General features: G+C 32.4%; 1 protein-coding gene and 2 pseudogenes. 1 reads left to right on the top strand and 2 read right to left on the bottom strand.

Going from position 1 to position 2,749, the window contains the following annotated elements:
- Window positions 1-71: 71 nt before the first annotated feature.
- A pseudogene (locus A5849_RS14555) lies at window positions 72-429 on the bottom strand (hypothetical protein); the annotation flags it as partial.
- Between the two features lie 283 nt (window positions 430-712).
- Window positions 713-1,228 (bottom strand): annotated as a pseudogene (locus tag A5849_RS14560) (N-acetylmuramoyl-L-alanine amidase); the annotation flags it as partial.
- A 745-nt stretch (window positions 1,229-1,973) separates the two neighbouring features.
- Between A5849_RS14560 and A5849_RS14565 the strand changes: the two are divergent.
- Entirely contained in the window at window positions 1,974-2,360 is a 387-nt protein-coding gene (locus tag A5849_RS14565) for a YxeA family protein (RefSeq protein WP_002308846.1), read from the top strand.
- Window positions 2,361-2,749 lie beyond the last annotated feature (389 nt).

Genomic DNA, 2,749 nt, shown 5'->3' on the forward strand with positions numbered 1-2,749 from the left:
TATGAATTTATAGCATTAAGAAAAGAGATAAGACCTGTCTCTTATACACATCTAGATGTGTATAAGAGACAGGTTATATATAACAACTTTTCTTTTTCAATTTTCATTAATAACTCTGTCGAAGTCTGTACTTTATCTTGATAATTAAATGCAGACATCCCACTTGTCTCTTATACACATCTAGATGTGTATAAGAGAAAGTTGTATAATTGTAATTATTGCTGAAGCAATTGAAACAATCAATAGTAAAGACCTGTGTTCGGAAGCCTGATCAATTAATATTGGGATACTAGCTGATAAGACTATTTTTATAATATTTCCGATACCAATTACTCTATTATAAAATCGAATTTCTTTTTTTAATCTATCGATTGTAGAATCAATAGATTCGATAAACGCTTTTTGATCCATCATTTTCTCTCCAATCATTTTATTAAAATCATTAACAAAAATATTATAATAGGATTTAAGTAAGTTCTAACTAATCACACATAAAAATAAAAAACATTTGTATTTTATCAAAGTTTTATTATACTTGTCAATTTGTGTACATCCTAAAATATAAGCTATTTGTTTACTTCCTGTCTCTTATACACATCTAGATGTGTATAAGAGACAGGAATATATACTTTGTTGTTAGATAAGTTGCACATGTTTATAGAATCTAAATAATAAATTTTTATGTACCGCCCCTCAAAGAGGGGGGAATTTTTTATCGTTGTGGAATATTTAAATACCAACGCTTGTCATGAAAATCTTGTGCTCCACCCTTAGTATTTCCTTCTGGATCGTTTGTCGCACGCATCATGACGTATACTTTCTTATTAGGGAAATCACGCATATTGAAAGATACATGATAGCCAACATTTCCTAAAGTATTATAAGCTTGATTTACGTCTGGTCTATAAATCCCATCAGCTCTTACTCTAGCTAGTTCTTTTCCAGTATTGTAGTCCATAATGAAAATATACTCGTATTTATAATTAGCAATGTGCCATCCAGCTACATGCAAGTTTGCGTTTTCGATTTCTCCGAACTGATCAATGTGGGCGTAATTTGTTCCATCTGTCAGCGTAGAATTTGCAGCACCTGCTCGAGTTGGATCAATTACTGGTTTATCCTCCGAAGTAGTTGGATTATCATCCGTAAAACCATGAGCCAAATCATAGGCTAGTTTTTCTTTACTTACACCCATTTCAGAAAGATAACCGTAAGGATCTGTATGATCTGTCTCTTATACACATCTAGATGTGTATAAGAGACAGGTTATATGATATACTTTTTAATGGCTTCAAATATAAAAGAGTTTAAAGCGTAACACACTTATGGGGGAGTGGTTTTTGGGGAACGCTTTAAACACCTGTCTCTTATACACATCTAGATGTGTATAAGAGACAGATGGTATGCTTCTTAGTGAATTCAAATATAAAAGAGTTTAAAGCGTAATACACTTATGGGGTATACACATCTAGATGTGTATAAGAGACAGCTTCTTAGTAAATTCAAATATATGGTATGCTTCTTAGTGAATTCAAATATAAAAGAGTTTAAAGCGTAATACACTTATGGGGAAGTGGTTTGGGGTGCGCTTATACACATCTAGATGTGTATAAGAGACACGCTTTAAACTCTTCTTTATTATTATCTCACAGCATGCTTAAAAGGTCTATGTCTATGGATTAAGTTATGTAAAAAAGTGCCTCTTTAAACGTCCTAAAATCCAAACAAGGATAGCATAATATACACTATCGTTGATCCAGAAAACAGGTAAATAAATTTTGCAAAAGCAATAAGTTAAAAACATTACAAAAAAGACAAGGATATCACATCAAGAAAAAATGTTTTGAAAATATCTTTGCCTTTTTGTATTATATCTATATTAAATAATCAATCACAACACATCTCTTATACACATCTAGATGTGTATAAGAGACAGATATTCTATAGAATAAAAATAAAAAAGGAGAATTTTCATGAAAAAAATTTTAGGGTTAATCGTTATCGTATTGATTGCTTTTATAGGTTGGAAAGGCTGGGACTACTATCAGTCTACTTATGTAGGAAAAGATTATTATGCAGTAATCAAAGCACCGATGCCTGCAGAAACTGATATTAAAGCAGATAATGGAGAAGTAATTGGAAAAGGGTTTAAATATAACGTAGATGCGTACGCTGAAAACGGTGAAAAAAGACAATTGGATTTTGATGTCATTACTTCTGGCGACTCTGCTAATGGTTCTGCTTATCCCGAAGGAACAATCTTGCAGTTGAAAGCAAGCGAAAAGCGAATTATAGAGAAAAAAGTAATCACTAGCGATAAAGTACCTTCATCTGTAAAAGACAAATTAGGGCTATCTTAACACTAAGAAAATATCGCAAAAAAGCACTCGAAGTGAGTGCTTTTTTACTTACTGATTTTAGAAAAAATAGAATTGGTCTTCGAAGTCACTTTCCTGTTCTTCAAGTCCTTAACTAAAGAACAAGGCAATGAATCGATTCCCATACAAACAAGAGGCTGGGACAAAATTCTTGTCACAGCCCCCTTTTTCCGAATAAATGGTGCCGATATGTGTTAAGTACCTAAATGGGTACCAGCTTTCATTTTAAAGTCAGCATGTTTCTATCACTGATTTTTTAAATCTAGCGAGAAACCCTTATCTTACAATCGTTCGTTCAATTCTTTAGCAAGATCTTCAAAGCCTGGTTTGCCTAGAAGTGCGAACATGTTTTTCTTATATCATATATACAT

The organism is Enterococcus sp. 10F3_DIV0382 (assembly GCF_002140245.1).
Taxonomy (GTDB): Bacteria; Bacillota; Bacilli; order Lactobacillales; family Enterococcaceae; genus Enterococcus_B; species Enterococcus_B lactis.